This window comes from Kribbella sp. NPDC049174 (assembly GCF_043197365.1).
GTDB lineage: Bacteria > Actinomycetota > Actinomycetes > Propionibacteriales > Kribbellaceae > Kribbella.
Genome location: NZ_JBICSZ010000006.1, coordinates 95,118 through 121,686, shown reverse-complemented (window position 1 = coordinate 121,686; position 26,569 = coordinate 95,118). Strand labels below are relative to the sequence as shown.

22 protein-coding genes are annotated in these 26,569 nt (G+C 68.8%); 4 read left to right on the top strand and 18 right to left on the bottom strand.

Going from position 1 to position 26,569, the window contains the following annotated elements:
* Positions 1–103 precede the first annotated feature (103 nt).
* Entirely contained in the window at positions 104–1,663 is a 1,560-nt protein-coding gene (locus tag ACGFIF_RS28065) for a PucR family transcriptional regulator (protein WP_393158526.1), read from the top strand.
* Between the two features lie 11 nt (positions 1,664–1,674).
* Entirely contained in the window at positions 1,675–3,237 is a 1,563-nt protein-coding gene (locus tag ACGFIF_RS28060; protein ID WP_393158524.1) for a PucR family transcriptional regulator, read from the top strand.
* Here the strand turns inward: ACGFIF_RS28060 and ACGFIF_RS28055 are convergent.
* From ACGFIF_RS28055 to ACGFIF_RS28015, 9 genes are all read right to left on the bottom strand, one after another.
* Complete coding sequence (locus ACGFIF_RS28055; protein WP_393158523.1) at positions 3,234–4,094, bottom strand: polysaccharide deacetylase; 861 nt, start codon at positions 4,092–4,094, stop codon at positions 3,234–3,236. The two genes, ACGFIF_RS28060 and ACGFIF_RS28055, sit on opposite strands and share 4 nt — an antisense overlap.
* Complete coding sequence (locus ACGFIF_RS28050) at positions 4,081–5,202, bottom strand: tRNA-dihydrouridine synthase (RefSeq protein ID WP_393158522.1); 1,122 nt, start codon at positions 5,200–5,202, stop codon at positions 4,081–4,083. The genes ACGFIF_RS28055 and ACGFIF_RS28050 overlap by 14 nt, the downstream gene beginning before the upstream one ends.
* Entirely contained in the window at positions 5,199–5,828 is a 630-nt protein-coding gene (locus ACGFIF_RS28045; RefSeq protein ID WP_393158521.1) for a DUF1989 domain-containing protein, read from the bottom strand. The genes ACGFIF_RS28050 and ACGFIF_RS28045 overlap by 4 nt, the downstream gene beginning before the upstream one ends.
* A gap of 89 nt (positions 5,829–5,917) precedes the next feature.
* Positions 5,918–6,886: an asparaginase gene (locus ACGFIF_RS28040; RefSeq protein WP_393158520.1), complete on the bottom strand. Its 969-nt coding sequence runs from the start codon at positions 6,884–6,886 to the stop codon at positions 5,918–5,920.
* Complete coding sequence (locus tag ACGFIF_RS28035) at positions 6,883–8,298, bottom strand: purine-cytosine permease family protein (RefSeq protein ID WP_393158518.1); 1,416 nt, start codon at positions 8,296–8,298, stop codon at positions 6,883–6,885. The genes ACGFIF_RS28040 and ACGFIF_RS28035 overlap by 4 nt, the downstream gene beginning before the upstream one ends.
* Before the next feature lie 123 nt (positions 8,299–8,421).
* Complete coding sequence (locus ACGFIF_RS28030; protein WP_393158517.1) at positions 8,422–9,702, bottom strand: hypothetical protein; 1,281 nt, start codon at positions 9,700–9,702, stop codon at positions 8,422–8,424.
* A gap of 58 nt (positions 9,703–9,760) precedes the next feature.
* Entirely contained in the window at positions 9,761–10,084 is a 324-nt protein-coding gene (locus tag ACGFIF_RS28025) for an ArsR/SmtB family transcription factor (RefSeq protein ID WP_393158515.1), read from the bottom strand.
* The gene (locus ACGFIF_RS28020) at positions 10,081–12,009 is read right to left on the bottom strand and encodes a ferrous iron transporter B (protein ID WP_393158514.1); all 1,929 of its coding nucleotides are present in this window, start codon (positions 12,007–12,009) and stop codon (positions 10,081–10,083) included. Before ACGFIF_RS28020 ends, ACGFIF_RS28025 begins: the two co-directional genes overlap by 4 nt.
* The gene (locus ACGFIF_RS28015; RefSeq protein WP_393158513.1) at positions 12,006–12,236 is read right to left on the bottom strand and encodes a ferrous iron transport protein A; all 231 of its coding nucleotides are present in this window, start codon (positions 12,234–12,236) and stop codon (positions 12,006–12,008) included. The genes ACGFIF_RS28020 and ACGFIF_RS28015 overlap by 4 nt, the downstream gene beginning before the upstream one ends.
* A gap of 95 nt (positions 12,237–12,331) precedes the next feature.
* Between ACGFIF_RS28015 and ACGFIF_RS28010 the strand changes: the two genes are divergently transcribed.
* Positions 12,332–13,528, top strand: coding sequence for an RNA-guided endonuclease InsQ/TnpB family protein (locus tag ACGFIF_RS28010; RefSeq protein ID WP_393158512.1), 1,197 nt, complete (start codon positions 12,332–12,334; stop codon positions 13,526–13,528).
* A 43-nt stretch (positions 13,529–13,571) separates the two neighbouring features.
* Here the strand turns inward: ACGFIF_RS28010 and groL are convergent, their stop codons facing one another.
* From groL to ACGFIF_RS27970, 8 genes are all read right to left on the bottom strand, one after another.
* Positions 13,572–15,221 (bottom strand): chaperonin GroEL, encoded by a 1,650-nt coding sequence (gene groL / locus ACGFIF_RS28005; protein ID WP_393158510.1) that lies wholly within the window; start codon positions 15,219–15,221, stop codon positions 13,572–13,574.
* Positions 15,222–15,240: 19 nt separating this feature from the next.
* Positions 15,241–16,266: an NAD(P)-dependent alcohol dehydrogenase gene (locus tag ACGFIF_RS28000; protein WP_393158508.1), complete on the bottom strand. Its 1,026-nt coding sequence runs from the start codon at positions 16,264–16,266 to the stop codon at positions 15,241–15,243.
* Entirely contained in the window at positions 16,263–17,012 is a 750-nt protein-coding gene (locus ACGFIF_RS27995) for an iron-sulfur cluster assembly protein (protein ID WP_393158506.1), read from the bottom strand. The genes ACGFIF_RS28000 and ACGFIF_RS27995 overlap by 4 nt, the downstream gene beginning before the upstream one ends.
* Before the next feature lie 238 nt (positions 17,013–17,250).
* Positions 17,251–18,282, bottom strand: coding sequence for an amidohydrolase family protein (locus ACGFIF_RS27990; RefSeq protein WP_393158505.1), 1,032 nt, complete (start codon positions 18,280–18,282; stop codon positions 17,251–17,253).
* A 97-nt stretch (positions 18,283–18,379) separates the two neighbouring features.
* On the bottom strand, positions 18,380–18,715 hold the full coding sequence (gene mimD / locus ACGFIF_RS27985) for a propane 2-monooxygenase effector subunit MimD (RefSeq protein WP_393159016.1): 336 nt from the start codon (positions 18,713–18,715) through the stop codon (positions 18,380–18,382).
* 2 nt (positions 18,716–18,717) lie between these two features.
* Positions 18,718–19,815, bottom strand: coding sequence for an aromatic/alkene monooxygenase hydroxylase subunit beta (locus ACGFIF_RS27980; RefSeq protein WP_393158503.1), 1,098 nt, complete (start codon positions 19,813–19,815; stop codon positions 18,718–18,720).
* A 1-nt stretch (position 19,816) separates the two neighbouring features.
* Positions 19,817–20,857: an FAD-binding oxidoreductase gene (locus ACGFIF_RS27975; RefSeq protein ID WP_393158501.1), complete on the bottom strand. Its 1,041-nt coding sequence runs from the start codon at positions 20,855–20,857 to the stop codon at positions 19,817–19,819.
* 77 nt (positions 20,858–20,934) lie between these two features.
* Entirely contained in the window at positions 20,935–22,581 is a 1,647-nt protein-coding gene (locus tag ACGFIF_RS27970; protein ID WP_393158499.1) for a hypothetical protein, read from the bottom strand.
* Between the two features lie 187 nt (positions 22,582–22,768).
* On the opposite strand from ACGFIF_RS27970, the gene ACGFIF_RS27965 reads away from it, so the two are divergent.
* The gene (locus ACGFIF_RS27965) at positions 22,769–24,457 is read left to right on the top strand and encodes a sigma-54-dependent Fis family transcriptional regulator (RefSeq protein WP_393158497.1); all 1,689 of its coding nucleotides are present in this window, start codon (positions 22,769–22,771) and stop codon (positions 24,455–24,457) included.
* Positions 24,458–24,493: 36 nt separating this feature from the next.
* Here ACGFIF_RS27965 and ACGFIF_RS27960 read toward each other — a convergent pair whose 3' ends face one another.
* Positions 24,494–26,449, bottom strand: a complete 1,956-nt coding sequence (locus ACGFIF_RS27960; RefSeq protein WP_393158495.1) for an acyl-CoA dehydrogenase family protein — start codon at positions 26,447–26,449, stop codon at positions 24,494–24,496.
* Between the last annotated feature and the right edge of the window lie 120 nt (positions 26,450–26,569).

Here is a 26,569-nt window from a genome sequence, read left to right as displayed (position 1 = left end):
ATCAGGCTCCATCGTCACCGCGGCCGATCGGCTCGCAGGCCTGCAGACTGTAGGATTGCGACTCCATCTCCGACAATGTGTCCGCGAACTCCCCAGGAGATCGATGGCGTTTCTGACCGTCGCACGGGTCCTCGAGATGCCGCCCCTGCGTGGGGCGGGCCCCGAGGTGCTCGCCGGTGCGTCGGGACTCGGCCGAGAGGTCCGCTGGGTTCACGCAGCCGAGCTCGCCGACATCGCACCGCTGCTGCGCGGCGGCGACCTCCTCCTGACCACCGGCGTCGCGCTCCCCGAGACCGCCGCTGACCTCCGTGACTTCGCGACCAGTCTCGGCAGCAGCGACGCTGCCGGCCTGGTGATCGAGCTCGGGCGCCGCTGGCGTCGCGTGCCCGACGCCCTGATCGACGCGTGTGAAGCCGTCGCCCTGCCACTGGTCGCCCTGCATCACGAGGTGCGGTTCGCCGCGATCATCCAGGCCGTCGGCGAACGCATCGTCGACGAGCAACTCGAAGAGCTCCGCGAGACCCACCGGGTCCACGACACCTTCACCGAGTTGAGCATCGCCGAGGCTGGTCCACGCGAGATCCTCGAAGCTGTCCAGCGGCTCGCCGGGGCGGCCGTCGTACTGGAGAGTGAGCAGTTTCAGGTCCTCGACTATCGGTCGGGTCCGGCGGACGTTGCCGAGTTCCTCACCGATTGGAGCACCCGCTCGCGCAGCGTGCAGGTGGACGGCCGGACCGGGTGGGACGAACGAGCCGGCTGGCTGGTGACCCGGCTCGGCAAGCGCGACCGAGGCTGGGGACGGCTCGTGGTCCAAGCACCGACGCGGCCGTCGCAGCGCCTGATCGCCCTGACCGAACGCGCGGCCGCGGCACTGGCCATGCACCGGCTGCACGACCGGCACCGCGACAGCCTGCTTCGGCGCGTCCACCACGAACTGCTGCTGGGCCTGCTCGCCGACCCCACCGATCCCGACGTACTGCGCCGATGCGAGGTCGCGGGCGTTCCGCTGGACAAGCGTCAGCTCGTCGGAATCACGGTGCGGCCGCGCGCCCGCCCTTCGCAGGTCGAGGACGTACTTGCGACCGTGGTGCACACGGCGTACGACCTGAAGGTGCCGGCCATCGTCTGCGAGATCGACCGCGATGTCCGGGTGCTGTTGTCCTGCGCATCCGCCGCCAACCCGGACCGGATCGTCGACAACCTGGCTGACCGCATCGCCCGTCGCTATCCGGTCGTGATCGGCGCGGGGCGTCCTGCGACCAAAGCAGCCGACGCGGACCGCACTCTGAAGGAAGCCCAGCAAGTGATCGAGTCGGTCCGCGCTGACGCCATGGACCGCGTCGTCCATCGCCTGGAAGACGTCCACCTGCGTGGCCTGCTCACTCTGCTCGGCGACGACGACCGCCTCCGCCTGTTCATCGCCCGCGAGCTGGATCCGTTGAAGGAACACGGCGGCGGTCTCCTCGACGCGGTCCGCGCCCTGCTCCACCACCCGGCCGGCAAGTCCGAAGCCGCCGCGAGTCTGCACATCTCCCGCCCCGTCTTCTACGACCGCCTCGCCAAAGCCGAGCGCCTCCTCGGCGTCAGCCTGGACGACCCCGACATCCGCGTCTCCCTGCATGTCGCCCTGGTAGCCGACGAGCTACGGACCTTCGCTCCGTAAAGTGTCTGAGCATGCTCACGTTGCGAGCCTTGGTGGCGGATTCCGCGCTCGAGTTGCGGGTGCTGGAGGCTGGGCTGCCTGACGCGTTGGATGCGCCCGCGCTGTGGGTGCACAACACCGAGCTGCCGGATCCGTCGCCGTACGTCCGGGAGGGTGAGATCGTCCTCACCAACGGACTCTGGCTCGAGCAGACGACCCCGGCCGCTTTCGTCGCGAACGTACGGCGCGCGGGTGCCGTTGGGGTGATCTTCGGACTGCGGGAGCAGGCGCCCACCACACCACCCGACCTGGTGGCAGCGTGCCGGGAGGCCGGGATGCCGCTCGTGGAGATCTCGATCCGGGTGCCGTTCACCGCCGTCACCGAAGCAGCCGCCGCGATCTACACCGAGCAGCGCCAAGGGACCCTGGTCGGCCTGGTGCGTCGCGGTAACGCCCTGGCCGCCGCGATCTCCCACGGTGCCGGCGCCTCGGGGGTCTTGTCGGTACTGCGCCGCGAGCATGAGCTCCCCCTGGTGGTGGTCGACCGGATGGCTCGACAGCTCGCCGCCGCCGGTGCCAACCTCACCGCGGACCAGCTCCGGCGCGCTGCCGACGGCCTGGCTCGCCACCCCCCGCCGCTGGAGATCGATCTCGGCGATGCAGGCCGGGCGACCATGTTCCTGGTCAGTGCGGTCGGTGACATCGACGCGGCGCTGCTCTGCCTTCGACCGGTCACCGAGTTGTCCCGGGCCGAGCAGGACGCGCTCGAGCAGACCGCTCGTTTCCTCAGCCTGGAGGTCGCGAAACAGCAGGCTGTGCAGGCGATCGAGCAGCGGTACGCCAGTGAACTACTCGACATGATCCTGTCCGGTCCGCAGCGGGCCGCCGAGGTGCCGGACCGGCTGCGTGCGTTCGGAGTGGACCCGGATGGCGCGTTGGCGGTGTGCACGCTCGCCTTCGCCGACGGCGAGACGCTGCCTGGGATGGCCGAGGCGGTCACCGACTTCTTCCTCGACAACAGCACTGCGGTTGTGGTGGCAGCCGGCAGCCAGGACGTCGTGGCCGTGCTGCCTTGGCAGCGCGCGGACGACGAGCTCCCGGAGCTCGCCGGGCGGCTGCGCGCCGCCGTACTCGCGAAGTTCCCCGGGCACCGGCCGGTGGTCGGCCTCGGCGAGCCGGCGGCGTCCGCTGCCGACCTGCGCCGTCCACTCGTGCAGTCCCGCGAGGCCTGCCGGGTGCTGCGCCGCCGGCAGAGCTCGTACGGCGGGATGGATGTGGCCACGATCGGCCAGCTCGGCACGCACCGGCTGCTGCTCGGGCTGCACGACGCCGAGACCCTCGCCGGGTTCGCCGACCAGGTGCTCGGCCCACTGCGTGCGCACGACCAACGCCACAGCGGGGAACTGGAGCACACGGTGCGCGTGTTCCTCGACCACGACGCACAGTTCGGTGCCACTGCCGCGGCGCTCTACGTGCACGTGAACACCTTGCGCAACCGGCTGGCGAAAGTTGCCGAGCTCACCGGCCTGGACGTCGCCCGGACCGTCGATCGGGTCGACCTGTTCCTGGCCCTGGAGGCCGACTCGATGCGTTAGTCGGGGTAGACCGCGGGATCGGCCTGCACGTCCGGCAGCGGAGTCTTGCGGACGTCGGCGTCCACCAGGGCCGCCTCGGCCACGTCCCGGCACCGTGCGAACCTCACGTCGCCGCAGCCCTGCGCGTACTCGATCAACTCGCGCAGGGCCTCGAGCCGGCCCGGGCGGCCGGACAGGAACGGGTGCATGCACAGGTTGAACAGGCACCGGTACCTCCGCATGCCGTCCAGCTCGGCCCGCCACAGCTCCAGGACCTTGCGTGGAGACTCGATCACCGACCCGACGTCGGGTTCCGGCAGGAAGGCGTACTGTTCCCAGTCGTCCAGCGACCAGTGCACCGGCAGCTCCACGATCGTGGACTCGCCGAGGTCGAGCAGGTAGGGCCGGTCGTCACCCATCAGCGACGAGTCGTACAGCAAACCGTGCTCCGCCAGCAGTGCGTAGGTGTTCCGTCCGGCCTCCCACAGCGCGGCCCGATAGCCCTTGATCTCGACACCCTGCTTCTCGAACACGGCCAGTCCGCGCTCGAAGTCGGCCCGCTCCTGCGACGCGTCCAAGGAGACCGGCGCCCGGTGGCTGTAGGTGTGGTGGGCGATCTCGTGACCGTGCTCGACGATCGTCGCCACCATCTCAGGCCGCCGCTCCGCCACCCACCCGGGGACGAAGAACGTGGCCGACACAGCCAGCTCGTCGAGCAACCGAAGGATCCGCGGTACGCCGACATCCGGGCCGTAACCCTGGTGCGACATGGTCATCAGGTGGTCGGCGTACCTGCGCCCGCGGGCGAGGATCGGGGTCTCGGCGTCCACGTCGAACGTCAGTGTGGCTACTGCGGCCGCGCCGTCATGCCAGCTCATGACCAGCAGCCTGCCGCCATGCGCGCACATTGGCCAGCGTCACCATCGGCTCCAGCATGTCGCGATCGAACGCGGCGACGTCGGCGTCCTTCGCCCAGCGGCTCGGCAGGTCCGGGTTCGCGAGCGCGCCGCGGGCGACGGAGAGCAGGTCGGCGTGGCCGTCGGCCAGCACCTGCTCGGCCTGGCCGACATCATGCATGCCGCCGTTCGCGATGACCGGCAGACCACTGATCCGCCGGGCCAGACCGGTGATCGTCTGACCGCCGTCCAGCCGCGCGGTGTCCAGCCAGTTGCGGCCCTCGCTGGCGATGTGCAGGTAGTCCGCGCCGGCGTCGGCCAGCGCTGCGAAGATCGCCTCGCCGTCCCGGGCGCCACCCGGCCACCGGTACTCGAAGTCGTTGACCTTCGTCTGCGACAGCCGCACCCCGACGAGGAATTCGCCCGGTACGGCGGCCTTGATCGCGGCGGTCACCTCGGCCGTCAGCCGGATCCGGTTCGCGACCGGGCCGCCGTAGCTGTCCGAGCGCTGGTTGGTGTAGACGGTGATGAACTGGTCCAGCAAGTAGCCGTTCGCGGCATGGATCTCCACGCCGTCGAACCCGGCAGCCTGCGCGTTGCGCGCGGCGGCGGCGAACCCGTCGATGATTTCGTTGATCTCGGCAACGGTCAGCTCCCGCGGTGCGGTCCAGGGCCCCCGGCCGCCGTACTCCGGCATCATCTCGCCGAGCGGCACGACCGCGGACGGACCGACCCGCTCGGTGCCGTACGCGGATCCCTGCGAGATCGCGCCGGCATGCATCAACTGCGCCACGATCGGCCGGCCCGCAGCGTGCACTCGCGATACCACCTCGCGCCAGCCGTCCACGTGCTCGGCGGTCGCCAGCCCTGGTTGGTTGAAGTACCCCTGGCTGTAGGCGGTGTCGGGGTAGGTGCCTTCGGTGATGACGAGTCCGAACCCGCCGTCGGCGAACTCCGCGTAGTAGTCCGCCATGTCGCTACTCGGTACGCCGTCCGGCGCGGCGGACACGCGGGTCATCGGCGCGACGGCCATCCGGTTGGCCAGGTCGAGGCGGCCGAGTCGGGCCGGTTCCAGTGCGGGGTGGGTCATCGGTGGTCAACTCCTAGGGTCTCGATGGCAAGAGCGGACGGCTCGCCGCCGTTGATGCCGGTCAGGTCTTGTGGGCAGGCCGAGACGACGACCACACAGTCGGTCGTCGCCTCGAAGGTGATCGAGTCGCCGGGCGCGGTCGGCGCAGGCAACCACTGCAGGGAGCCGTCGCCGGCGACCGGGACGTTCATGAAGACGTTCACCGGCTGGGGTACCGGTACGCCGCTGACGAGGTCGAGGCCGGCCAAAGCGTCGGTCAGGTTCTGCGCGCAGGACGGATGACCTGGTACGCCGAGCGCTTCGTACCGCTCGGGGTCACAGGCGGCGATCAGCAGATCGTGCCGGCCAGGTGAGTCGTCGGCGACCAGCCGAAGGATCGGCCGCCGCCTCGTGGTGACGAAGTCGTCGCCGACCGCCGGAAAGATCCGCTCGGTGTGCGCCCGGGTGTGGGAGGCACTGAGGGGCTCGGTGAGGATCCGGCGCCCGTCGTACCCGAAGGCGAAGAGGTCGCCGACCTGGGCGCCGGCCAGGTCGACGATCCGGAACCGCTCACCGCGGCCCACTGTGATCGCTCGACCGGCGCGGGCCGGCACCACCACCCGTTTGCTGACAATCTCGGTCACCATGCGCTGAACTCAACCAGTTCGGCGGCCGCCGATCCGATGGACAGAAGCACATCAACTCGGAGCGACGGTAGAGAATCATCCATCCGCCGTCACGCCAACCCGGCGCGGATGCGGTGCAGCGCCGCGGCTGGAGTCGGTTCGGCGGTCAGGGCCGCGGCGAGCAGGAGGCGGGCCTTCGAGGACGCGAGGTCACCGGCGAACACCGCCCCGGCCGCGGCCAGGTCGGCCCCTCCGCCGGCTCCGTAGACGGGGACAGCGGGCCCGGCGCCGCAGCGCGAGGTCACGAGCACCGGGATGCCGTCGCGGATGCAGGCGGCGACGGTCCGCAGGACCGGTGGGGTTGGGTTCCCCGCGCCCAGTGCCTCCAGCACGATGCCTTGCGCTCCGGCCGCGACCCCAGCGACGAGCTGTGTGTCGTCGGCGTCGAGGTGGAGTGACACGACATCCACCCGGGCCAGCGAGCTGCCCAGCTCGTCGAGCCGGAAGCCTGGTGCCCGCACGGGGCGGCTCCACACTCTCGGCCCGGTCGCGTCGACCGCACCGACCGGTCCGCCGTCCGGCGAGGCGAACGCGTCCGCTGCGACCGTGTGTGCCTTCCGAACCGTCCGCGCCGGATGGATGCGCCCGGCCATCACGATCACCGCACCGAGACCGCGCGTCCCCGGATCGCCGGCCACCCGGACCGCGTCGGCGAGATTGCGCGGACCGTCGGAGTCCGCCTCGCCGGCGTGCCGTTGGGCGCCGGTGAGGACGACCGTCTCGTCTTCGCCGAGCAGCAGATCCAGCAGGTACGCCGTCTCCTCCATGGTGTCCGTGCCGTGGGTGACGACGACGCCGTCGACGCCGGGGGTGCGGATCTCGTCCAGTACGACGGCGGCCAGCTTCAGCACCTCGGCCAGCGTGAGGTTGAAGCTGTGCGTGCGGAGCACCTCGACCACTTCGACGTCAGCTCCGAGCCCGGCGTACTCGACCAGCGCCCGGCCCGAGAGGTCCACGCTGACGGCGTCACCCTGCCGGCGGGACGCGATGGTCCCGCCGGTCGTCAGGATCCGGATCACCGCGGCTCCAGCCCAGCCGGTGCCGGGCTGCGGTCGGCGATGTGCCCGCGACTGAGGACGTAGTACAGGCCGCCGGCGACGACCGATCCGGACAGCCAGGAGAAGTCGGTGTTGTTCAGGCTCGTGGCCAGTGGGCCTTGCATCGCGGGCACGAGCCCGAACTGCCAGGCCCAGGCGGCGACCAGCCCGAGGCCCAGACTGACCAGCCCGCGCGCGTTCACACCGCCGTACGGCGAATCGTCGGCGTACAGCGCGGACACATCGATCCGGCCCTTGCGCAGCACGAAGAAGTCGACCAGGACGACGCTCGCCCACGGACTGATCCAGACCAGGATCGACACCATCCAGTGGTCGAACGCGTGCGCGAAACTGTCGGCGCGGACGAACACCGCCAGCACCGCGCTCGCGATCAGACCGGCGACCAGGGTCACCTTCCAGCGGCTGACCCGCAGACCGATCGAGAGGGCGGCGAGCGAGCACGAGTACAGGTTCAGAATGTTCGTCGCGACCGGGCCGTGCATGATCAGCAGCAGCACCGGCAGCGCCATGATGCCGAAGGCACCGATCACCAGCGCGGACGGGTCACTGCCGGCACCGCCGCTGGCCAGGCAGGCGCCGAGCCCGGCGAGCCACACGGTCGGCACGTACATGCCGAGTGCGGTGGACCAGAACACCTTGCGGTCGGGTACGTCGGTACGGACGAACCGGCTGTAGTCCGCCGAGTACGGGATCCACGAGATGCCCCAGCCCACCCCGATCGCGGTGAGCAGCTGGGTCGCGGCGGTGAGCTTGGCGCCCGGGCCGGATGCCGTCGCCGTGGTCCAGTGCAGCTCGGTCTGGCTCAGCGCCAGCACGGTCATCACCACCATCACGATCGCCGTGGCCGGCACCGTGTACTTCTCGAACGTGCGGATCGCGTAGAAGCCGTACAGCGCCAGCCCCAGCTGGATCACCATGATCGCCACCGCGACCGCGACCTTCAGTCCCGAGCCGCCGGTGATGCCGAGTTCGCCGAGCACCGCGAGGGCCAGGTCGAGCACCACCCAGGTGTTCACCCCGACCCACGCCATCGTGAGCAGCCCTTGGACGACCCCCGGGATCACCGCACCCCGGCGTCCGAACGGTGCCCGGCCCAGCACCATCTGGTTCACCGCGGTCCGGTGCCCGATCACGTTGAACAACCCGAACGCCGCGCAGCCCACCAAGTTGCCGAGGGCAATGACGGCCAGCGTCTCGAGCAGGCTCAGGCCGAGGGTGATCCCGAGCGCTCCGAGCACCCAGTTGATCGGGGCCAGGTTCGCACCGGTCCAGATCCAGAACTGCTCCCACGGTGTCGAGTCCCGGCCGGCCGCCGGGATCGGCTGGATCCCGTGCGCGTCGAAGGGAACGGCATCGGTCTGCTGTACGGTCATGGCTACCTCCGCAGGGGTGAGTTGCCTCACCCAAGCAGCCGCCCCTCGCCCCGAGCAGTGGGCGAATCTCCAGCGATCGATACTTCCCCCTGGAGGACCCCACACCGGCGGGCGACGACTGACCTAGCGGTACCCCGGGACCGGGGTTTGGTCGAATGGTGGGTACGGCGTGTCCGCCAGGCCGAGGTTGCGCCAGACGAACCGCGGGATCCGGGCCAGGAAGCCGCGCAGGAACAGCGAGCAGTGCGCGATCGTCGGCTGGTTGTGCACACCCGCCGAGAACCAGGCCCAGTCGTCGACGAACCGGAACGACGCCGGCGGGTTCGCCATCAGGTACTCCATCTGCCGTGGATGGATCACGTCGTATGCGAACTTGGTGTCGTGCGCGCTGACCGCGAACTGGTCGTTGAACGCCTCACTCTCGAAGCTGATCCCGCGACCGAACCCGCGCCGGCCGACCTGCAGCCACGGCATCCGGGCCGGCAACTGGAACCCGAGGATCGGCTCGCTGTGGTTCTCTGTCACGGTCCGGGACTGCGTCCGGCCCTCGCTGTCGGTGTAGGTCTCGGTCCGGGTGGTCTTCCAGTGGTGCGTGAAGGCGACGAACGGCGGGCCGTCGCCGTCCCGGCCCCGGACCACCTCGCTCGTGCTGTGACCATGGCCGGACTTGGTCACCGGGGTGACCTGCAGCAGGCTGTCGTCGACGCCGATCCAGTACCAGTCCGGGTGGTGATAGAAGCTCAGCCGGGGCGGCTGCTCCGGCTGGATCCACGGATCGAGAGGCGCGGCGTCGATCGCCGCGGCGACGGTCGCGAACTGCTCCAGCCAGGGACCGAGGAGCTCGGCGTCCTTGCGTGGCGGGTCGAGCATGACCAGCTGGTCGGCATCGATGCTCAGGTTCACACCGGGCTGCGCCGCCGCCATCGCGTTCAGCCGCTCGCACACCTGCGGGGTCAGTGCCGCCGCCGCGAACGCCGGGTCCAGCGCACCGACCTGCCAGCCCGGACCGAGCTGCGGCGGCGACGGCACCACGGTCGCCGCGACTCCGAACCGAGGCTGCGTCTCGCCGCCGGTGATCCACAGCTCCGGGAGCCGGCGGGAGACGGTGACCATCCCGACCCACCCCGACCAGTGTTCGGACTTGTACTCGATGACCTGGAACGGTCTGCCGAGGCTGGTCCGGCCGATGATCTGATCGTCGGGCCGGCGGTGGAAGCCGAGCCCGAACGGCGGATTGCCGAGCCGGGCCACGGCGTCGAACGTCGGGCTGTTCACGAACGTCCAGCCGCGCTCCCGCAGTGACTTGATGTACTGCTGCCGCCGTACCAGCGCGACGATGCCCCAGACGATTCCGGCCGCGCCCAGCAGTATGACGACCAGTACGACGACCGCCAGTCCGTCCACGTCCACCTCCGGTTCGCGGCTGTCTCTACGACGGACAATAACCGCGCCTGGGGGTCGGTCAGACCCTGAGGGGATCGGGTGCGAGTGAACCGTCGGGGGCGATGTGGTCGAGGATCTGGTCGATCAGGGTCAGCACGTGCGGGTCGTCGACCGTGTAGATCTGACGGCGGCCGTCGCGGCGGGCCGTGATGAGGCCGGCGAGGCGCAACTTGGCCAGGTGCTGGCTTGCGGTCGTGATGCTGACGCCTGCCCGGTCCGCCAGCGTGCCGACGTCGTACTCGCCGTTCATCGCCAGCCAGAGCAGGTGCAACCGCACCGGGGCAACCAGGAGTGCAAAGGTGCGGGCCGCGCCGTCGAGCTGCCGTCTGGTCGGCTCGGTCACTGCAACCAGCCGGCCAAGCGAGTGGTCGAGAACGTCACCAGGAAGGCCAATGCCAACGGCAGCAGCGTCGCGGTGGCGGTCCACCGGAGGCTTCGGGTCTCCTTCCAGATCGTCAGGATCGTCGTACTGCACGGGTTGTGCAGCATGCTGAACAGCATCAGGTTGACGGCGGTCAGCACGGTCCATCCCCCGGCGACCAGGACGGTTCCCGCCTCGGTGTCGCCGAGTTCCAGCATCACGCCGTTCGCGGCGCCGTACTCGAGCGGGCCGAGCGTCATGGTGAGCATCAGGATGGTCGGGATGATGATCTCGTTGGCGGGGATCGCGACGACATAGGCGAGCAGGACGATGCCGTTGAGGCCGAGGGCGAGGCCCAGCGGGTCGAGGCCGTGGGCGAGGTGTGCCGCAATGGACGCATCGCCGATCGTCACGTTGCCGATCAGCCAGATCACCGCGCCTGCCGGTGCCGCCATCACGATCGCGCGCCAGAGGACCTTGAGGGTGCGGTCGATGACGCTGGTGTAGATCGTGCGCAGCACCTGCGGCGGCCGGTACGGCGGCAGCTCCAGCGAATACACCGACGTCGAACCGCGCAGGACAGTCTTCGACAGCCCCCACGAGACGATCAGGGTGGTGACGATTCCCAGAACGGCGACCAGGACGACGCTGCCGGCCGCGACGAGGCCCGCGGCGGCCGGTGGTACGAGCGTGCCGATGAAGACCGTGCCCATCAGGATCAGAGTCGGCCAGCGTCCGTTGCAGATGCTGAAGTTGTTCGTGACGATCGCGATCATGCGTTCCCGCGGGCTGTCGATGATCCTGGTCGCGGTCACGCCGGCGGCGTTGCAGCCGTAGCCCATCATCATCGACAACGACTGCTTGCCATGGGCACCGGCCGCGGCGAACAGCCGGTCCAGGTTGAACGCCACCCTCGGCAGGTAGCCGAAGTCCTCCAGCAGGGTGAAGAGCGGGAAGAAGATCGCCATCGGCGGCAACATCACCGCGATCACCCAGGCCGTCCCCAGATAGATGCCATCCGCAACAAGTCCCGTCACCCACCACGGCGCCCCGCCGAGCAGATCACGCACCAGCGCATGCCCGTCCTGCACCAGCAACTGGTACAGCAGGTCGGAGGGTACGGCGGCACCGGTGATGGTGAACCAGAAGACCCCGAAGAACAACAGGCCCATCACCGCGAAGCCCCAGACCCGATGCGTCAGCGCCCGATCGAGCAACCGGTCGAAGGTCAACCGCGACCGACCGTCGACGGCGAGCCGTGCGATCCGGCCGGCCTCGGCGAACAACGCCGCGACGGCGTCGTCCTCCGCCAGACCGTCCAGCCGGAGCCGACGGCCCCGAAGCGCCACCCTCCCCCGCGCCACCAGGTCGATCGACTCCTGAAGCTCCGCGACCCCACGCCCCCGTCGAGCCGCCATCGCCGTCACCGGTACGCCGAGCTCCCGCGCGAGGTGGCGGGTGTCCACCGTGATCCCGTGCCGCTCGGCCTCGTCGATCAGGTTGACCGCGACCACCACCCGGTTGGTCACCTGGAGGATCTGGAGCACCAGGGTCAGGTTGCGCTCCAGCCGCGTCGCATCCACCACCACAACCGTCACATCCGGCGCCCCGTGCGTCAGGTAGTCGCGGGCGACGTCCTCCTCACCGGTGGCCGACCGAAGTGAGTAGACGCCCGGCAGGTCGACCACCTTGTACCTGTGGTCGTAGTACGCGAACAGGCCTTCCGCGCGCGTGACCGTCGTACCGGGCCAGTTGCCAGACCGCTGGCGCAGCCCGGTGAGTGCGTTGAACACCGTGCTCTTGCCGGTGTTCGGGTTGCCGGCGACCGCGACGACAAAGTCGTGGTCGCCGGCAACCACCTCGGGCCGGTGCGGGTTCAGCGCACAGCTCCCACAGTCGTGCGTCATGTCGTCACCAGTTCGACATGGACGCCGCGGGCCTGGGAGCGGCGCAGCACGATCAGGCTGCCACAGACCAGGTACGCCGTGGGATCGCCCAGCGGACTGGTCATGTCGGCCACGACCTCGCTGCCGGGCAGCAGCCCGAGGTCCATCAGCCGGCCTCGTTCGGCGCCGCGGCTGTCCAGCGTCGTGATGACCGCGCCGGAGCCGCGTGGGAGCTGGTCGAGTGTCATGTGATTGGTCGCTGGGAAGCCCCGTCCTTCAGGGTGGGGAGAACCGCGACTCCTCCCTTCGGGAATTGTCGGTGCAGGCTGATTAGGTAGGCGGCATGTCCCGGTTCCGGCTGTACCCGACTCCCGCACAGCAAGCCGCACTGCTGGAGCAGTGCCGGCACGCCCGGTACGTGTGGAACCTGGCGCTCGCGCAGTGGTCGATGTGGACCCGCGACAGAGGCCCGACGCCCGGGTACGTCGAGCAGGCCCGGCAACTGACCGAAGCACGAGCCGCGTTCGATTGGCTGCGGGCCGGGTCGCAAATCGTGCAACAGCAGGCATTGCGAGACTTCCACCAGGCCGTCAAGAACTTCCACGCCGGAACCCACCAGCGGCCGACCTGGCGCAAATCCGCGCGTCACGAAGGGCTCCGCATCGTCGGTCCTCAGGTGTCCCGCGTGATGAAGCTGAACCGGAAGTGGGCCAAGGTCAACGTGCCCAAGGTCGGCTGGGTGCGGTTCCGGCTGTCCCGCGCGATACCCGCCGCGAAGTCGTACCGGGTGACTCGCGACCGGGCGGGCCGCTGGCACCTCGCCTTTGCCGTCATCCCGCCACCGATCCCCGCACCGGGTACCGGCGAGGTCGTCGGGGTGGATCGCGGTGTCACCGTCTCGGCGGCCCTGTCCACCGGCGAACTCCTGACCTGTCCAGGGCTGTCGGACCGCGAGCAGGCACGACTCAAGCACCTGCAACAGCGCCTGGCCCGCTGCCGGCGAGGCTCCCAGCGGCGTCGGCGGGTGAAGGCCGCGATCGCGAAACTGCACGCCCGGGCCGGTGACCGGCGCAAGGACTGGGTGGAGAAGACCAGCACCGACCTCGCCCGACGGTTCGACGTCATCCGGGTGGAAGACCTGCGGGTCGCGCAGATGACCAAGCGACCCAAGCCCAAACCCGATCCCGAACGGCCGGGTGCCTACCTGCCGAACCGGCGCCGCGCCAAGGCCGGACTGAACCGTGGCATTCTGGCCAACGGCTGGGGCGCCCTCGTACGTCGGCTGGAGCACAAAGCGCCGGCCCGGGTCGAGATGATCAACCCTGCGTACACGTCGCAGACCTGCAGCGTCTGCGGGCATCGCGCACCGGAGAACCGCGAGAACCAAGCGGTCTTCCGGTGCGTCGCCTGTGGACATGAGGCGAACGCGGACGTGAACGCGGCCATCAACATCGCGGCCGGACGGGCCGTCAGCGCACGCCGAGAGACGCCACCACCGGTCTCGCCGAAGCGTGAACCTCAACACGCTACATCTCCGTAGTAGTTGGAATCCCGCCCTTGATGGGCAGGGAGGACGTCAAGGCTCAGTAGATGTTGGAGGGACGAACCATGCCCTCGGCCAGGTCGCCGAAGCCCGGGGCCATGATCGCGCCGGGGTGGCCGATCACTTCCTCCACCACGGCGGTCTCGGTCGTGATCACCAAGGCCGCGATGGACGCCGCGCTCTCCAGTGCCGCGCGGGTGACCTTGAGCGGGTCCATCACCCCTTCGTCGAACATGTCCGCGTAGTGCCCGGTCAGCGCGTTGAAACCGTGGCCCAGCGGCAGGCTCGCGACTCGGGCGACCACCTCGTCACCGTCGTACCCGGCGTTGATCGCGATCCACCGCAGCGGCTCGGGCAGAGCCCGGCGGACCACCTCGCGACCGACCGCGTCGTCACCGGTCAGCTCGACCCGCGACACCGCCTCCTGTGCCTGGACGAGCGCCGTACCACCGCCGGCCACGACGCCCTCCTCGACCGCGGCCCGGGTCGCGGCCAGCGAGTCGTCGACCCGCAGCATGCGCTCCTTGAGCTCGACACTCGTCGCGCCGCCGACCCGGATCACGGCCACCCGCCCGGACAGTCGTGCCATCCGGAGCTGCAGGTTGTCCTGGTCCGCATCGATCTTGGCCCGCTCGAACTGCGTCTCCAGCTGGGCCAGCCGGCTCTCGACCAACCGAGGATCGCCGTGGCCGCCGACGATCGTGGTCGCGTTCTCGGTGATGGTGATCCGGTCACACGACCCGAGGTGTTCCAGCGCGACCTCGTTCAGCTCGAGCCCGGTGTCCGTGGCGATCACGTGGCCGCCGAGTGCCACCGCGAGATCCTCGAGCTCGGCCACCCGGCGGTGACCGAAACCCGGGGCGCGGACGACGACCGACCGCATCGTGTTGTGCATGTTGCCGCCGACAAGCAACTGCAGAGCCGGCCCGTCCACGTCCTCGGCCAGCACCACCAGCGGCCGGTCCGCCCGCTTGGCCACCTCGACGGTCGGCATGATGTCCTGCACCTGCGAGATCTTCTTGTTGGTGAGCAGGATGACCGGGTTGTCGTAGACGGCCTCCATCCGCTCCTTGTCGGTGACCATGTACATCGAGATGTAGCCGTGGTCGAACTCGATCCCGTCGACCACCTCGACCGACAGGCCCAGCACCTCGGACTCCTCGGTCGTGACGATGCCGTTGCGGCCGACCCGCTCGACCGCCTCGGCGATCACGTCGCCGATCGTCTCGTCGTCGCTGGCCGCCAGGGTCGCGATGTGCCGCAGGTCCTGCCGGCCGCCGACCTCGGCCGCCCATGAGCGCAGGGTCTCGACCACCACCGGGACGGTCTGCTCGATGCCGCGCCGGACCCGCATCGGGTTGGCACCGGCGTCCACCGCGCGCAGTCCTTCGCGGACCATCGCCTGGGCGAGCACCGTGGCCGTCGTGGTCCCGTCGCCGACGACGCCGTTGGTCTTCATCGCGACTTCCTTGACCAGCTGGGCGCCCATGTTGGCGAACGGCTCGCGCAACTGGATCTCCCGCGCGATCGTGACCCCGTCGTTGGTGATCGTCGGCGGACCGGTCAGCTTCTCCAGGACGGCGTTGCGCCCCTTCGGCCCCAGTGTCACCTTGATCGCGTCGGCCAGGGCGTTCACCCCGGACTCGAGCAACCGTCGTGCTTCCTCGTTGAACCTCAGTTCCTTGGCCATGATGAGACCGCCTTTCGGGTCACGGGATGAGAATCGCCCGGCCGCGGACCCTGCCCGCGTCGAGGTCATCGATCGCCTGCTGGAAGTCAGCGAGCGGGTACTTGGAGGTGTGCAGGGAGACCTTGCCCTGCGCGGCGAGCACCATCAGCTCCTGCAGATCGTTGTAGGAACCGACGAGATTGCCGATGAAGTTGATCTCGGTGGAGATGATGTCGATCGTCGGTACGTCGATGTTCTCGCCGTACCCGACGACGTAGTAGTTGCCGGCCCGGCGCAGCATCGCCACGCCCTCGGCGGTGGCACCGCCCTCGCCGACGAAGTCGATCACCGCCTCGGCGCCCTTGCCGCCGGTCAGGTCCAGGACAGCCTGGACCTGGGTGCCGTCGGCAACGATGCCGTGATCGGCGCCGATCTCGACGGCGAGCCGGACCGCGGCCGGGTTGCGGTCGACCACGACCACGGTCGCGGCCGAGATGGCCTTCAGCACCTGGATGCCGATGTGACCGAGGCCGCCGGCCCCGATCATCACGCAGACATCCCCCGGCCGGGTGGCCCGGGCTGCTTTCGCGGCCGCGTGGTACGCCGTGAGTCCGGCGTCGGCCAACGCCGCGACATCGGCGGGTTCGAGGGTGTCGTCGATCCGGACCACGCTGCGGGCGGTGGTCCGCAGGTACTCGGCGTACCCGCCGTTGGTGTCGATCCCCGGGAACTGGCTGTTCTCGCAGTGCACGTCGTCACCGAAGCGGCAGGCACGGCACAGTCCGCAGGTGATGAGTGGATGCAGGATGACCTTGTCGCCGACCTTCACGTTGGTGACCGCATCGCCGATGGCGTGCACCCACCCGGCGTTCTCGTGGCCGATCGTGTACGGCAGCGCGACGCCGGTCTTCTCCGCCCACTGTCCTTCGAGGATGTGGAGGTCCGTGCGACAGACCCCGGCACCACCGATCCTGACGATCACGTCCAGCGGACCCTGAACAGTTGGCTCTGGTACGTCGGTGAGCTGCAGCTTCGTGTGGTAGCCGACCACCTGGACCGCCCTCATGGCTTGCTCCTCAGATTCGTGACACGGGTGGACATGCCGGTAGGCCCTTGGTCCGGCTCGGAATCGGCGTACCGGGTGGCGAGCAGGCCGCGACAGAAGTGCGAGTTGCCCTCGATCGAGATCCGCACAGACTTCGCGAAGCGCAGCCGGAGCGGGACCGCCTCGGCGGCGAGCGGCCCGCCGTCCTCGTCGACCACCACCGGATCACCTGGCCGGACCCCGAGCCCGATCGCGACCCGGCGGCGCAGCAGCGCCTCCTTCTGCGGCCCTTCCGGTATGTCAGCGAGAGTGATCAGACAGAGATCCTCGACAGGCATGTCGGTTTGCCTGACAAGTGCCGCTGCACAACGTTCCATCGCCGCGGTGTGCGCCTTACGGAGGAAGATCGAGCGCAGTTCCTCGAGGCTCGTCTCCGCCTCCGAGCCGAACGTGCCCACGTAGCCGGCGTCCGCGGCCAGCCCGGCGTTGATCTTGTCCGAGTCGTGGTGGTCGTCGAGCTGAACCACGATCCGTCCGAGGCCTTCCACCCGGCGCAACGCGTCCTGGGCGTCGGACGCCATCAGGTAGGCGAAGTTCGGCGAGCAGAACGACGTCGGCAGCCGCAGGTGCACCGTCACGCCGACGTTGTCGATCCGGACCGACCGGACGAAGCCGAGCATGGTGATCGGCTCGTCCAGCTCGGGGTCCATCACCGTCGCCAGGGCAGCCAGCACCTCGTCCACCAGTGGCGTGGCTGTGGTGGTCATGGCGCCTCCCCGCCTGGACTGAGGAGCGCAGGGAGCCCGGTCATGGGGCCTCCCGGCCTGGACTGAGGAGCGCAGGGAGCGAAGCGACTGGAGCGACGAGGGAAGGCCGGGAGTTCCAGCCCCATGACCCGCCGCGCCGGAGGCGTGGCAATGTGCACAGCGACTGGAGCGACGAGGGAGGGCCGGGAGTTCAAGCCCCATGACCCTGCCGGCGCCGAAGGCCCGGCCAAAAGCACAGTCATGACTGTGCGCCGGCGGCCACCTCGACGGAGGTGTCGCCCGCTTCGGTCGGCAGCCGCAGGTCGGCCGGTACGTCGAGGTCGTACATGGCGGCCGCGTTGAGGCCGAGGATCTTCTTCTTCTGCTCGATCGTGATCGGCGCGTACTCGGTCAGCTCGGCCGGGATCTGGAAGTCGACGAACTGCTCGATCAGCCACTTCGGCGTCCAGAGCGCGTAGTCGCTGGCGAAGAAGATCTTGTCCTCGCCGAGCCAGTACAGCAGCTCGCCGATGATCTGACCGAAGTACTTCGGCCGGGTGTGGATGAACGGCATCGCCACCGCCAGACCGCCGTACACGTTGGACTCCTGGGTGGCGATCCAGCAGAAGTCCTCGAGCCGGGGCAGGCCGACGTGCTCGACGATGAAGTTCAGGTCGAGGTAGTCGGTAGCGACCTTGTCGATGTCCGCGACGTCGAACGCGTCCCGGTCCAGCGGGCGGATCGTGGGGCCCTTGTGCACGTGGATGTTCTTGATGCCGAGCTTCAGGCACTCCTCGAGATAGCGGCGCGACCACGGGTCGTCGAGCTTGTAGCCGCGCGAGTCACCGTGCCACTCGGCGGTGTAGAGCTTGACGCCCTTGAGGTGCATCCGCTCGGCGTCCCGGCGCAGCTGTTCCAGGCCGGCCTCGCCGTGGCGCGGGTCGTAGGCGTGGTTGTAGGTCAGCTTGTCCGGGTACTCGGTCGCCAGCCCGAACGCCTCCTCGGTCTGGCCGAACCCGTTCTTGTAGAAGTCGCTCAGCAGTGTCGCCTGGAAGATCGCGTGGTCGACGTACCCCTCCTCGAAGAGGTCCTTCATCAGCCGCTGGCCGCCGTAGTACGTGTAGGTGTCGTAGTCCCAGACGACCTCTTCCGGGCTGAGGTTCTTGTGGTAGTCGTAGAAGCAGTCGATGAACTGCTTGCCGTGCACGTTCTTCAGGTTCGACGCACGGCCGTCCCAGATGTGCACGTGGGCGTCGACCACGTAGTACTTCTCACCGTTCTTCTCGTACATGACGTCCTCGCTTCGTCTTCAGGCTGTTCGGGATGAGCCCCGGTCCGGGAGCCGCCGTGCCACCGGACCGGGGCGGCGTGGGTGGAACTGGTGCGTGTCAGTGCACCGTCAGGTCGAAGCCGATGTATTCGGCGGCGTCCTCCGGGCTGGCGAACAGGATCGTCTTGTCGTCGAGGTGGACCATCCGGCCGTAGTGGGTGGAGCTGATCTCCTCGAACACCGAGCCGTCGAACTCCGAGCCGAGCGCGTCGGTCAGCTCCTCGTAGTCGAAGTCGAGCAGGCCGATGCCGTCGACCCGGATCATCGACGGGTACTCGGTCAGCTCGACGCCGTCCTTGGCGCCCATCACGTCCGCGACCACCCGGCCGATCGGCGTGTTCATCAGGGTCACGCCGCACTTGTTCGAGAACGCGGTCTCGGATCCGAACTGCATCGTCACTGGTCCAGCTCCTTCGGAATGTCTAGCCCGAGCTCGTCGAGCAGCGAACGGAACTTCTGCTTGGCCGCCTCGAAGCTGTCCGCGAACGTGACGGCCTTGTCGGCCGGCTGCGACCAGATCGGCTGCAGTGCCTGCGCGGCGGCGAGACTGCGCGGCACCCAGGTCGCGAGCCACTCGCCGAACAGCACCTTGTTGGTCTCGCCGTACTGCTCGTCCCGGGTCAGCAGCCGGAACAGATTGCGGGTGTAGGACAGATCGCGGTCGTAGTCGTGCTCGCCGGTTCCGACGATGGTCGGCGTGATGTAATCCCCGTTGCGGGCGGCGATCTGCATCACCAGTTCGCTGCGGAACAGCGAACCGACGAGCTGCTCGAACACGACGTTGGTGGCGAACAGCAGCTCGCACCAGTCACCGACGGCGGTCAGCCGCTCGACCACCTCGCGGGTCGGCTGCCACTCGGGCGCGTCCTTCCAGACCTCCTTGTGGGCCGCGCCGTCGAACTGTTCGGCGGCCTCGGACAGATCGAGGTTGAACAGCGCCAGGTCCTGGGCGAACCGCAGCTTGTGCGCCGCGTTCACCGCGACCGCGGTGTTGATCATGTTCGTCGGGCCGGAGCGCTGGACCGCGGTGAACACGTGCAGGCCGAGGCCGTTCTCGGCGTGCATCCAGGCGCCGAGGTTGCGCTCGATGAACTTCAGCCAGGCGGCGTTCCAGCCGTCGTAGGCCCGGGCCCGCTTGGCGTTCTGCAGGCACAGGTCGACCTGGCGGACGACCGCCGAGTTGTTCCGGTAGATGGTCTGGTCCCATTCCTCGTTCGGGTCGAGGAACGCGTGCCAGTTGGACGACTTCGCCGCCGTCCACTCCTTCGGATAGCCGCCGGGGCCGTCGCCGAAGCCGTAGATCCAGCCCTGGCTCAGATGCCGCTCGGGATCCGGCTGCACGTCGACGGTGACGTCCTCGTACATCGTCGCCCGCAGCCTGGCCGGCCGGTAGTAGTTATAGGTCCGGCTCTTCGAGCTGGGGAACTCCAGCGCCCCGGCCTCGGAGTCGGTGAACTCGATCCTCGGGAAACTGCGTTGTTTGGTGTGCGCCATCTCAGACTCCATCGGTAGTCGCTGGGCTGGTGAACTTGTCGTAGAAGACCTGGTCCTTCGGTACGCTGCTTGCCTCCAGCAACGCCAAGGCCGCGTCGACCATCGGGGGCGGACCACACAGGTAGACCTCGCTGCGGTGCAGCTCCGCCTCCCGCCGCTCGACGATGTCGGTGACGTTGCCCTGCTCGACCTGCAGTTCGCCGGCGCCGTCGGCCGACTCGGACAGGCAGGCGACGAACTCGAAGCCGGTGAGCTCCGCACCGAGCTCCTGGATCGCGTCGAGGTAGAACAGGTCGGCCGCGGTCCGGGCCCCGTAGTAGAACCGGACCGGACGAGTGCTGCCGGTCTCCCGCAGGTGCCTGAGGATGGACAGGATGGGAGCCATCCCGGCCCCACCGGCCACGCAGACGACCGGCAGCACGTGACCGTCCTTCAGCGTGGACGAGCCGTACGGCCCGGTCAGCGACAGCTCGTCGCCCACCGCGAGCTCGCCGTCGAGCAGGGCGGAGAACCGGCCTCCCGGGTACTTCTTGATCAGGAACTCGAGCTGGTCCGGCGTCGACTGGGTGGTCGCCATCGAGAACGACCGGTGCTCGTCGGTGCCGGGGATGGTGATGTCGGCGTACTGGCCCGGCCTGAACTCGAACGCCCGCTCGGTCCGCAGCCGGAGCGCGACGATGTCCCGGGTGACCGGTTCGATCGCCTCGACCCGCGAGTTCACGGTCTGGATCGGGACGCCGCCGAGCAGTTCCTCCTCGTCGAAGTTGAGCAGCTCGATCGTGCAGTCACTGAAGGCGTGGGCCCGGCACAGCAGGACGTAGCCCTCGGCCACCTCGGCGTCGTTGCACGCGAAGGTGGAGTAGCGCTCCATCTGCAGGTCACCCTCCAGCACATACGACTTGCAGGCGGAGCACTGCCCCTCCTTGCACCCGTGCATCAGGTGGATGCCCTGCCGGAACGCCGCGTCGAGGATCTTGTCGTCCTCGGTGACGTCCATCTCGATGTCGACCGGTTCGAACCGGATCCGGTGGATGTCGGCCACGTCGGCCCTCCTCACGATGGGTGGAGCGGCTGGTGGCGACGCTCATCCCCGCGGCGCCACCAGCCGGTTCGGTGGGGTCAGGCGGCCGAGTGACCGGCAGCAGTGCCGTTCGCCCGGTACGCCGCGACGTGTGCCTCGCGCTCGGCGTCGGACATCTCGTTCAGCAGCACGTTCGGGCTGTTGAACGTGTTGCCGCGGACGTCGTCGAGGGTCCACATCTTCTTCGGGTCGTCGAGGTCGAGGTGCGGCTGACCGATCAGGGTCTTGCCGTCGTCGCGGACGTACCCGAGGTCGGAGACGATGTCGGCCAGATCCTTGCCGTGGTGCAGGGTCTCCCACTCGCGGAACCCGGTCAGCCGGCCCATGTTCGGGGTCGGGCGTCCGTCGTACTCGCCGCGGAAGGCGACGGCGTCGGTCCAGTAGCAGGTCTCCGAGCAGTACGTCCGCCACTGGTCGTCGACCTTCTCGACCACCATGTCCTCGTGGATCAGGGCCGGCACCATGCAGGTCCAGCAGCGGTGCGGGTACTGGTAGCCGACGTCCTCGAAGGCGATCGGCTTGTTCCGGCCCGGGTAGGCCAGCCGGTTGTAGTTCTCCCACCACTTGCCGTACTTCGAGTACCAGCCGGGGTACTTCTCCTCGAACCACTCGAAGTCCTTGTCGGTCATGGCGTCGATCCGCCAGTAGTTGACCGGCCATCCGGTGGCGAAGAAGCGCGCGACCTCGTGCACGTAGCCCTTGTCCACGATCCGCTTCCAGGCCTCCTCGACCAGGTCGTGCGGGATGGTGAGGCCGTACTTCTCCAGCGGCAGCAGGTAGCTGCGGTAGTAGTCGTCGTAGATCCAGCGGCGCCACATCTCCGCATAGCTCTCACGGTCCTTACGGCGGTCCTTCGTGCCGTACTCGATGAACGTGCCGATGGCGGCGTCCACGACACAGTGGTTGTTCCACCACGCGTAGCGCAGGTCGCGCTCGAGCAGCGGCCGGTTGCGTTCGTCGGCCAGTGCCATCAGCAGGATCGAGTAACCGTTGCTGATGTGCCGCGACTCGTCGGACTGCACCGAGTGGAAGACCGTCGGCAGCAGGTAGTCGCCGTTGGCCGCGGCCTCGTCCGGCATCGCCACGAACAGCGTGTTGGTGAAGGCGGTCTCGGCCACCACGGTCAGGTAGATGTTCGCCGCGGTGATCGCGTCACCGGTGATGAACCCCTCGCCGAACTGCCGGCCGATGGTGCCCGCGTAGTTGTTCGCGAACGCCTTCTCGGTCATGTCGAAACCGGCCGGGTCGATGTAGTTGTTCATGTACAGCCGCTTGAGGTTCATCTGGATCGTCGAGTGCCGGACCTCGTCGATCATCTGCACCGCGAGCCCGTTGTGGATCTCCGGGTTCGGAACGGCGTCGATCGCCATCGGCATCGCCCGGGCCGCCGAGATCTCCGGGAACGGGATGATCGACAGGAACAGCTTCTGCCACTCCAGCCAGCGCTGCTGGACCTGGCGGAACATGTTCCCGCGGATGGCGCCGTCCATGGCGCCGTACACCCGGTTGTCCTTCTCCTCCTCCATCGGGAAGTACGACCGCATGATCTGCTTCAGCGGGTCCTTCTTCGGCGCCTTCTCAAAGGTGTAGTCGGTGCCGAACCGGGTCGCCGGCGTCGCGAAGGTGGGCTCCCACGAGAGTTCGGTGATCTTGGCATGCGCCTTGGTGAGACTCTGCCTGCTCAATGTCTGCCTCCAGGGTCGGGAGCCGGTGACTGCCGGCTCCAGCGGTACGGCGGGGCTGCGTTGGAGAGATGAAAGCCGTACCGGCGGGAGGTTCCTGTCTCAATGTGAGACGGCGGTCACAGTCTTGCGAAGTACCTTGGATCGTGTTCCGCTGTCGACTACGTGTGCCGAGCGGAGGGAGCTGACCATGGCCACCGACCTGCCCGTCCGGAACTCGATCCGGATGTCGTGGCAGCGCTCTCAGGCGTCGTCGGTCGACACCGACCAACCGGCTCCGGCGTACTTCGCCGGGATCGATTTCGACACCACCCTGACCAGGGCCGCCCGGCCGGTCATCGACGCGTTGTCGTCGGAGCTCACCGACGAACCGGTGTGCATCATCCTGACCGACGCCAAGGGGATCGTGCTGGACCGCCGCGGCGGCGACCGGTCCCTGATCCGGCGCCTGGACAAGGTCGATCTCGCGCCGGGTTTCCGGTACGCCGAGTCCGAGGTCGGCACCAACGGCATCGGTACGGCGCTGGAGGTGGGCGGACCCATTCTTGTGCTCGGCAACGAGCATTACACCGGTGTCCTGCGCAGCTTCGCCTGTGCCGGTGCGCCGATCACCCATCCGGTGACCGGCGGTCTGCTCGGCGTCCTGGACATCACCACCCAGGCCCGGAACTCGAACGCCGTACTGCTCTCCGTCGCCAAGCTCGCGGCACGACGCATCCAGGAGCGGGTCATCGAAGAGGCGAACGCGCTGGACCAGGCCTTGCTGAGCGAGTACTACGCGGTCTGCCGGCACACCGGCGGCTCGGTGATCGCCCTCGGCGACGAGGTGTTCATGATCAACGCGCACGCCCAGCAGCACTTCGACTCCGCCGACCAGGCCGCGCTGATCGACCGGACCCGGGACGCCCGGGGCGGCACCAGGCCGCTCACCTTCCTCGCCGATCTGCCCAGCGGGATCAGCGCCCGGCTGGCCTACCAGCCGACCTTCCTCGGCGACACCCTGGCGGGCGGGATCGTGCAGATCAGGGAACAGCGGTCAGCGCCGCGGAGTGGGACGCGCGTGCCGGCCGTGCCGGGGATGACCGGAAGCAGTGCGCTGTGGCGGCACACGACGCAAGAGGTGCTGGATGCCTGCGGCCGGGCGGAGTGGCTCGTCGCCGAAGGTGAGCCGGGTGTCGGCAAGCTGACCCTGCTCCGCGCCGTCCACGACTACAGTTCGCCGACGGAGCGGCTGGCGATCATCGATGCCGGCGACCACGACCTGCTCACCACCGCCGCCAGTGAGCTGGAATCCGGTGCCGACCTGGTCATCCGGCATGCACACCTGCTGTCCGGCGAGGTCATCCACGGCTTGGCGGACCTTCTCCAGGAAGCCCGGGACGGCTCGATCGGCCAGGATGCCTGGGTCGCGCTCACGATGGTCCCGGGACAGCCCGACGACGACGCGCTCCGGACCCAACTGCTCAGCTTCTTCCCGCGAACGGTCGCCGTACCGCCGCTGCGGCATCACCTCGAGGACGTGCCGGCTCTCGTCCGGCATCTGCTGGGCCGGGCCGGTGTCACCGGGGTGACGCTGTCGACCGCGGCGCTCAATCAGCTGATGCGACTCCCCTGGTCCGGCAATGTCACCCATCTGCGGACGGTTCTGACCGACGTCGCCCGGCGGCGCCGGTCCGGGGTCGTGGAGCTGGAGGACCTGCCGGCCGAGTGCCACGCGACGACCCGCCGGCAGCTGACCAGGATGGAAGCCCTCGAACGCGACGCCATCGTCGGCGCCTTGGCCGCCCACAACGGCGACAAGACCGCGGCGGCCGGTGCCCTCGGCATGTCCCGCGCCACCATCTACCGCAAGATCCGCGACTACGCCATCGTCAGCTGACCCGACGCCTCCGTGGCGTCGGTGGAGCCCGGGTCGTCAGCGGTAGCGGCGAGAGACGTCCTCCGCCGCCGATGCGCCGGGCTGCCACTGGGCGATCCACGGCCCGGTTCCCTCGGACTGGTCGACGATGCCGTCCTCGAGCCAGCTGTAGTCGCCGTCGAGCACCTGCTGCGCGAGCCGCCGGTCGCTGTCGTCGGTGTTGCTCCACAACTGCTCGAACAGGTGATCCACCCGTAGCCGGGCCTGCTCGCAGAACACCTCCGCCAGCTGGTACGCCGTTTCACCCCGAGCCGAATCGCTCACGCGCAACGTCTCGGCCTGGGAGCAGGATGCCGCCATCGCGAACAGTTCCGCGCCGATGTCCACGATCCTGGCCAGGAAGCCCTGCCGGTACTCGAGCTTCGCCTGCCACCGGCCCATGCCGTAGAACGTCTGCCGCGCGAGCTTGCGCGACGACCGCTCCACATAGCGCAGGTGCTTGGCGAGCGGCCCGAACTCGCCGTACGACCTGGGCACCGTTCCTTTGCCGACGGCAAGTTGGGGCAACCACTTGGCGTAGAAGCCGCTCGCGCTCACGGCGGCTCTCGCCTTGGCCTGCAGGCCGGCGTCGGCCGAGGCAAGATCGCCGGCCGCGGACAGGTGCGCGTCGACCGCCTCCCGGGCGATCAGCAGGTGCATGATCTCGGTCGAGCCCTCGAAGATCCGGTTGATCCGCAGGTCGCGCAGAAGCTGCTCCGCCGGTACGGCGCGTTCACCCCGGGCGGCCGCCGAATCCGCGGTCTCGTACCCGCGTCCGCCGCGGATCTGCACCAACTCGTCGGCGATCCGCCAGGCCATCTCGCTGGCCCACAGCTTGGCCAGCGCCGCCTCGATCCGGATGTCCTTGCTGCCCGCGTCGGCCAGCCGGGCCGACAGGTCGAACACCGCCTCGAGCGCGAACGTGGTCGCCGCGATGAACGAGATCTTCTCGGCCACGGCCGCGTGCTTGCCGACCGGCCGCCCCCACTGAACCCGTTCCGCGGACCATTCCCGGGCGATCTTCAGGCACCACTTGGCGGCCGCGGTACAGATCGCCGGGAGGGACAGCCGGCCGGTGTTCAGCGTGGTGAGCGCGATCCGCAGACCGTCGCCCTCACGGCCCAGCCGGTTCTCGACCGGCACCCGGACCTGGTGGAAACGGGTGACACCGTTCTCGATCCCGCGCAACCCCATGAAGGAGTTGCGGTTCTCCACCGTGACACCCGGTGAGTCGGCCTCCACCACGAACGCGCTGATGCCGCCCCGCCCGCCTTCGTGCTCCGGCACTCGCGCCATCACCACGACCAGTTCGGCGATCACCCCGTTGGTGGTCCACAGTTTCACGCCGTCGAGCAGGTACGCCGTGCCGTCCTCGGTCGGCGTCGCGGTCGATGCCATCCGCGCCGGATCGGAACCGACATCGGGCTCGGTGAGCAGGAACGCGGTCACCGCACCGGCCGCGCACCGCGGCAGGAACCTCTGCTTCTGGTCGTCGGTGCCGAACATCTTCACCGGCTCCGGTACGCCGATCGACTGGTGCGCGGAGACCAGTGCGCTGACGCTGGGATGCACCGACGCGACCAGCATCAGGGCCCGGCCGTAGTCCAGCATCGACAGGCCCAGGCCGCCGTACTCGGTCGGGATCTTGATCCCGAACACGCCCAGCTCGGCGAATCCCCGCAGGTACTCGTCCGGGATCCGGTCCTCCCGCTCGATCAGCAGGCCGTCGAGGGTCTCGCAGTACGCCGCGAGCCGGGCGAGGAACTCCTCACCGCGAGCGCTGTCGGCCGCGGCGGCCCGTGGATGCGGGTGGATGAGCGACAGGTCGAAGTCGCCGAGGTACAGCTTCTTGGCGAAACTCGGCCGGGTCCACTCGGCCTGGCGTGCCGCTTCGGCGACTTCCCGGGACTCCCGCTCGCTGACGTTCCGCGCCGTACCCGGCTGCTGCTCCGTCGCTACCCGATCCGTGGTCATGCCACTTCCCTTCCTGGCTGGGGCGCGCGCACTACTCACCAGTCTTACCCGGAAGTAGCTCGCGGGGAACCGCTGGTCGCCGGTACTTCCCGACGGTCGGGTTCTGCACGTACGCTCGAC